This is a genomic window from Pseudoduganella buxea, from assembly GCF_009720835.1.
GTDB classification, from domain to species: Bacteria; Pseudomonadota; Gammaproteobacteria; order Burkholderiales; family Burkholderiaceae_D; genus Rugamonas; species Rugamonas buxea.
In genome coordinates, this window is record NZ_WNKZ01000021.1 from 64201 (window position 1) to 70450 (window position 6250).

The window sequence follows — 6250 nt, forward strand, 5'->3', positions numbered from 1 at the left end:
TCTAAGCGGTTCCAAGCGGCTCTAAACGGTCTTGGGTTTGATATGCAGGCAGTGGTCCGGCACGGGAATCGGCGGGCCCTGCTCCGTGACCAGGTAGCCGGGCAGGCGCTCGCGCAGACTGTCGATATCGCAGGGGTCGAAATCGACCAGCATGGTCTTGCCTTCCCGGTTCACTACCCGGGCCTGATCGAAGGCGCGCACCACGCCTTCCGCCTGGTCGGCGGACAGGGTGGCGTTGCGGGTTTGACGGATAACCAGGCGGCGCATCGTTCCAGTGTAGTCCATGGACCCTCGCAGCGTCAGAATTTCGCGCGCTCCAGCATGCCCAGCCCTTCGAAGGCGCGCTCGAAGCCCAGGGTTCGGGCCACCCCATTAATAAGCCGCAACATCTCCACGGAACGCTTGCTGTCGCGCGGCATCGCCAGGATGTCCGGGCGGCTGGCCAGCAGGGCCGCCGCCACGCCCGTGGCTGCCGGGCACGCCATCGACGTGCCGCTCATGGCCGCGTAGCTGCCGCCCGGCACGGTCGAGACGATGCCCACGCCGGGCCCCGTCAGGTCCACTTCCTCGCCCACGTTGGAAAAACCCGCCACGAAGACGGCACCGTCCTGCACGGAAAACGGCGCCACCGCGTCCAGCGCTTCGGACGAGTCGGCCGGGAAGGTGCCCTGCCTGCCCACGGCCGACACGGCCACCGCTTCCGGCCAGCGCGCCGGGTAGCTGACAGGCCCGCGCCCGTCGTTGCCGGTGGCGACGATGCACAAGGTGCCGTTCTCGAACGCGTCCTTGATGGCTTCGCGCACGGCTTCGTCGCGCGTGGCACCGCCCAGGCTCATGTTCAGGAAATCGCAGCGGTCGGCCACGCCTCGGTCGATGGCGCGGATGATGTCGTAGTTGGTCGCGCCCGTGCCGCCATTCGGGAAGACCCGATAGCTCATCAGCTTCACGCCCGGTGCCACGCCCCGCTTGCCCGAAGGCGGCTGGCCGCGGCTGGCGATGATGCCGGCCACGTGGGTGCCATGGTCGCCGTCGGTGGCGGCCGGGCCGGCACCGCCCGCATCGTTCTCGGCCACCACGAAGGCGGCGCCGCCGGCCAGCGCCAGGTCGGGATGCTTGCCGTCCACGCCCGTGTCGATGACGCCCACCGTGACGCCGCTGCCCGCCTCAAGCGGGCCGTGGCCGTACGACTGCGCCAGGTAGTCCGGCGCGGCCAGGTCGATCGGCTGCAGGGTCAATGTGTCGCCCTTGTTCAACGTCACGCCGGTGCGGTACAGCCCCCAGTAACCGGCCGGGCCATACACCAGCAGCGCCTGCACGGCCACGCCGGATGCCAGCTCGAGGCGCACCATGCCGGTGGCATCGCTGACGGCTTCGGCGCCGGCACGTTCTTCGAAATCGGTAAACGCGATAACCCGCGCGCCGGCAACGGGCACGTCGCCGCCGGCCCGCACAATCTGCACCGTCAGCGCCAGCGCGGCCTGGGCCGAGACGGCGGCCGGGCCGGGCCCACGCGCCAGTTCCAGCATGGGCCGGCGCGTCAGTTCGTAGTACACCAGCGGCAGCACCCGCACGCCGGGCGAGCGGCTCTTCAGCTGCAGCACATCCTCGCGCGTCAGGGCCGCCAGCTTGGGCCCGTCCTCGTGGGTCGAGTGGAGGATCTGCGGCGTGGCCACCTCGGCCGACTGCATGGCCGGCAGCGAGGCCACCCGGGCCGCCACACGGGCCGATACCAGCGCGGAAGCGGGCGACACCGTTGTCACCCGTTCCGGCTGCACCGCCTCGCCCAGTTCGGCCATGTCGGGCGAGCGCAGGCCGTTCATCGGCATCAGCACGTACTGGGCCGCTTCCCAGGCGCGGGCGCGGAACTTGGCCAGGTGGTAGTTGCCCGCATCGTCCAGCGTTTCATCGACCGGCTCGCCCACGCCGATGGCGTCGCACACCTGGCGCAGCTGCCGGGCCGATTCGACGATGGCTTCGCCGGCCCCGGTCAGCACATCCTGGAAGAAGTCGAGCAGCGCGTCGATCAGCGCCAGCCGCGCCGCCAGCGACGGCGCGTCCAGCACGGCCACGGCGCAGTAGTCGATGGCGTCGTTGACCTGGGCCGCCGTCACGCGCGGCTGGCCGGGCACCAGCGCGATATCGGCGCCACCGTCCATCCAGGCCGACAGGTTCAACAGGCTGTGCGTGCGGCGCAGGATCTGGCGCTGCTCGGGGAAGGTGGTGTTCTCGGCCACCCTGTCGCAGAAATCGCCGGCGATATCGACCAGGCGGCCGACGGCATGCTGCAACTGGCCGCCGTCGATGACATCGCCCTCGCGGGCCGGTTCCAACAATTCCAGCACTTGCTTCACGTCGGTCCTTACTGGATTGGCGCCGCCTCGGTGCGCGGCAGGGTCAAGGTGAACATCGAGCCTTCGCCCGGTTTGCTCTGCACCGACAGCGTGCCCTGGTGGGCATCGGCCAGCTGGCGCGAGATGTACAGGCCCAGACCCAGGCCGGACGGCACGCCGTTGCCTTCGCCCCGCTCGTAGGGCAGGAAGATGCGTGCCTGCAGCGCTTCCGGAATGCCTGGGCCCTGGTCGATCACGTCGATGCGGGCTTCCTTTTCGGTGGCACGCAGGCGCACCCGCACCGGCTTGCCACCACCATAGCGCAAGGCATTGGTCAACAGGTTGATGATGACCTGCTCGATGCGGAACTCGTCCCAGCAGCCCTTTACGGGTTCCGGCGCGTCGAGCTCGAAGCTTGTGCCCGCATCGGCCGCCTGGCGCGCCAGGTCGCTGGTCAGGCGGTGCAGGATGTCCTGCAGCTCCGTGTCGCAGGGCCGGATCGACAGCACGCCGCTGCGGATGCGCGACACGTCGAGCATGTCGTCGATCAGGCGGATCATGGCCTGGATCTGGCGGCCGTCGCGCGCCACCATGCCGGCCAGCTGCTCGGGGCCGAAGGCGGCCGTGTTGCCCCGGTCCAGCTGCATCTTGCGCATCTGCGTTTCCAGGTACAGGGTGTTCAGGGGCGTGCGCAGCTCGTGCGCCACCATCGACATGAATTCGTCGCGCATGCGCAGCGCGTAGCGCATCTCTTCCTGCGCCGCGCGCAACTCGTTCATCGTGGCCTGCTGCTCCTCGACGCGGCGCCGGATTTCCATGCGCTGGCAATGCAGGTCGACGAAGACATTGACCTTGCTGCGCACGGCGTCCGGGTCGAGTGGCTTGTAGAGGAAGTCGACGGCGCCCGTCTCGTAGCCCTTGAACGCATAGTTCAATTCCTTGCCGGCGGCGCTGACGAAGACGATGGGAATATGGCGCGTCTTGTCGGTGCCGCGCATCAGTTCGGCCAGCTCGAAGCCGTCCATGCCGGGCATCTGCACGTCCAGGATGGCCAGCGCGAAGTCGTGCTCCAGCAGCAAGGTCAGGGCTTCCTCGCCGGAACTGGCCTGGAACACGATGCGATCGTCCGCGCGAATGACCGCGTTCAGCGCGCGCAGGTTCTCCGCCAGGTCATCGACGATCAGCAGCTTGGTGGGTTCGGTGCCCGGTGTGGCCACGTTAGTCATTATTCGTTCTCCAACATCAACAGCAAGCTGCGTATCTCTTTCAGGGTCAGCACCAGGTCAGGCTGGCGCAGGCGGATCGCTTCGTTCGGCATCACGCCCACCTGGGCCTCGGCCGGGTCCTGCACCACCGTCAGGCCGCCGGCCGCGCCGATGGCCGCCAGCCCGGCGGCGCCATCCTGGTTGGCGCCCGTCAGCAGGAAGCCGGCCAGGAAGGGGCCATACACGTCGGCCGCGGACTGCATCGTGATGTCGATCGCGGGCCGGGCGAAGTGCACCGGCTCTTCCACGCTCAGCGACAGCACGCCGCCCTCCTCGACGGACAGGTGGTAGCCGCTGGGGGCGAAATACAGGGTGCCGGCCTTCAGCTCGTCCTTGTCGCCCGCCTCCACCACGCGCAGCGCCAGGCGCTGCTGGAACACTTCGGCCAGCTGGTTCTGCCGGCCCTTCATCACATGCAGCACCACGATGACGGGGCAGGGGAAACTTTTCGGCAGCGCCGGCAGGATGTCCAGCAGCGCGTTGACGCCGCCGGCGGACGCGCCGATCACCACCGCATCGAACGTGCGGCCGGCCAGCAGCGCCTGCGGCAGCGGTTCGCTCATCACAGCTTCCTGAACAGCCGCTCGCGCTTGACGATCGGCTCGAAGCGGGGACCGTAGGCGGAAAAGTCGATGCTTTCCTTGCTGCCCAGGCCCAGGAAACCCCGGTGGCACAGCGATTCGTGGAACAGCCCCAGGGCGCGCTCCTGCAGCTTCTTCTTAAAGTAAATCATCACGTTGCGGCAGCTGATGAACTGCGTTTCCGCGAACACGGCGTCGGTGGCCAGGCTGTGGTCCGCGAACGTGACGTTTTCCGCCAGCGAGCGGTCGAACAGGGCCGCGTTGTAGGCCGCCGTGTAGTAATCGGAAAACGCCCGCTTGCCGCCGGCCGCCTGGTAGTTCTCAGTATAGGCGCGCATGCTCTCGAGCGGGAAAACGCCCTTCTTGGCTTTTTCCAGCGACTGCGGATTGATGTCGGTGGCGTAGATGATGCTGCGTTCGAGCAGCCCTTCTTCCTTCAGCAGGATAGCCAGCGAATACACTTCCTCGCCCGTGCTGCACCCGGCCACCCAGATCTTCAGCGACGGGTAGGTCGACAGCACCGGCATCACGTGCTCGCGCAGCGCCGCGTAGTAGGTCGGGTCGCGGAACATCTCCGTGACGGGAATGGTCAGGTATTGCAGCAGCTCGGTGAACGCGGCCGGCTCGTGCAGCACGCGCGACTGCAGCAGCGAGATGGTGTCGCAACCCATCTCGCGCATCGCGTGCAGCACGCGGCGCTTCTGCGAGGCGCCCGTGTAGTCGCGGAAGTCGTAGCTGTACTTCATGTAGATGGCCTCCATCAGCATTCTCAGCTCGATGTCGGTATCGCTGTGCTGCGGACGGTGCTGCATGTCAGATCCGGTCCAGGGCCGGCATCCACACGCGCAGCAGCGAGTAGAGGCGCGACAGGTCGATCGGCTTGGCCAGGTAGTCGTTGGCGCCGGCGGCCAGGCACTGCTCCTGGTCGTCCTTCATGGCCTTGGCCGTGATGGCGATGATGGGCAGGCGGGCGAAGCGGCTGTCGGCGCGGATGCGGCGCGTCGCTTCCAGGCCGTCCATGCCGGGCATCATGACGTCCATCAGCACCAGGTCGATCTCCGGCACGGATTCGAGTTTTTCCAGCGCCTCGAAGCCGTTGCGGCCGATTTCGACGATGGCGCCCTTCTGCTCCAGCGCCGACGTCAGCGCGAAGATATTGCGCACGTCGTCGTCCACCAGCAGGATGCGGCGCCCTTCGAACACGCGGTCGCGCGAGCGCACGGTTTTCAGCATGGTCTGGCGTTCGCTGGACAGCTCGGATTCGACCTTGTGCAGGAACAGCGTCACTTCGTCCAGCAGGCGCTCGGGCGAGCGGGCGCCCTTGATGATGATCGAGCGCGAATACTTGTGCAGGTCCGCTTCCTCGGCACGCGTCAGGTTGCGCCCCGTGTAGACGATCACGGGCGGGAACGAGGCGATTTCCTCGTGCGCCATGCGCTGCAGCAGCTCGTTACCCTGCATGTCAGGCAGCTTCAGGTCGATGATCATGCAGTCGAAGATCGTCGTGCGCAGCAGCGCCAGCGCCTTTTCGCCCGATTCGACGGCGGCGATCTCGATGTCCTCGTCGGAGATCAGCTGGACCACGCTGTCGCGCTGGCGGGCGTCGTCTTCCACCAGCAGGATGCGCTTGATCTTCTGCGTGAACTTCTGCTCCAGGCGCGCGAACACTTCCAGCAGCGCTTCGCGGTTGGTGGGCTTCAGGGCGAAGCCGATGGCGCCCATGTGCAGCGCCGCCTCTTCCGCATCCGACGCCGACACCACGTGCACGGGAATGTGGCGGGTGCGCGGGTTGTCCTTCAACAGCTGCAGCACGGACAGGCCGGAGCGGTCCGGCAGGCGGATGTCGAGCAGGATGGCGCTGGGCTGGTACTGCTCGGCCATCTGCAGGCCTTCGTCGGCAGAGAAGGCCACCAGGCAGCGGTAGTTCATCTCGTGGGCCAGGTCGTACAGGATGCGGGCGAAGGCCGGTTCGTCTTCCACCACCAGCACCGTGCGGTCCGGCGGCGGGGCCTGGTCGCGGTCGTCCTCGAAGGCGCGCTCGGCGGCCGGCACAGGGGCGCTCGCGGGCGGCGCC

The 6250-nt window shown here is 67.6% G+C and carries 6 protein-coding genes; all 6 read right to left on the bottom strand.

Annotated features, from left to right (window positions below; genetic code table 11):
• Positions 1–21: 21 nt before the first annotated feature.
• Positions 22–285: a hypothetical protein gene (locus tag GM672_RS09975; RefSeq protein WP_155470377.1), complete on the bottom strand. Its 264-nt coding sequence runs from the start codon at positions 283–285 to the stop codon at positions 22–24.
• Positions 286–299: 14 nt separating this feature from the next.
• On the bottom strand, positions 300–2342 hold the full coding sequence (locus GM672_RS09980; protein WP_170300004.1) for a S8 family peptidase: 2043 nt from the start codon (positions 2340–2342) through the stop codon (positions 300–302).
• A 17-nt stretch (positions 2343–2359) separates the two neighbouring features.
• On the bottom strand, positions 2360–3556 hold the full coding sequence (locus GM672_RS09985) for a hybrid sensor histidine kinase/response regulator (protein WP_155470379.1): 1197 nt from the start codon (positions 3554–3556) through the stop codon (positions 2360–2362).
• Positions 3556–4158: a chemotaxis protein CheB gene (locus tag GM672_RS09990; protein WP_155470380.1), complete on the bottom strand. Its 603-nt coding sequence runs from the start codon at positions 4156–4158 to the stop codon at positions 3556–3558. Before GM672_RS09990 ends, GM672_RS09985 begins: the two co-directional genes overlap by 1 nt.
• Positions 4158–4988 carry a CheR family methyltransferase gene (locus tag GM672_RS09995; protein WP_155470381.1) on the bottom strand — a complete coding sequence of 277 codons (831 nt, stop codon included), beginning with the start codon at positions 4986–4988 and terminating at the stop codon, positions 4158–4160. The genes GM672_RS09990 and GM672_RS09995 overlap by 1 nt, the downstream gene beginning before the upstream one ends.
• 1 nt (position 4989) lies before the next feature.
• Positions 4990–6250: response regulator (locus tag GM672_RS10000; protein ID WP_155470382.1), on the bottom strand; the 1261-nt coding region annotated here is incomplete at its 5' end.

Coding starts and splice junctions, on each gene's coding strand:
- GM672_RS09985 (WP_155470379.1), bottom strand. CDS start 3,556: ATGACTAACGTGGCCACACCGGGCACCGAACCCACCAAGCTGCTGATC.
- GM672_RS09995 (WP_155470381.1), bottom strand. CDS start 4,988: ATGCAGCACCGTCCGCAGCACAGCGATACCGACATCGAGCTGAGAATG.
- GM672_RS09990 (WP_155470380.1), bottom strand. CDS start 4,158: ATGAGCGAACCGCTGCCGCAGGCGCTGCTGGCCGGCCGCACGTTCGAT.
- GM672_RS09975 (WP_155470377.1), bottom strand. CDS start 285: ATGGACTACACTGGAACGATGCGCCGCCTGGTTATCCGTCAAACCCGC.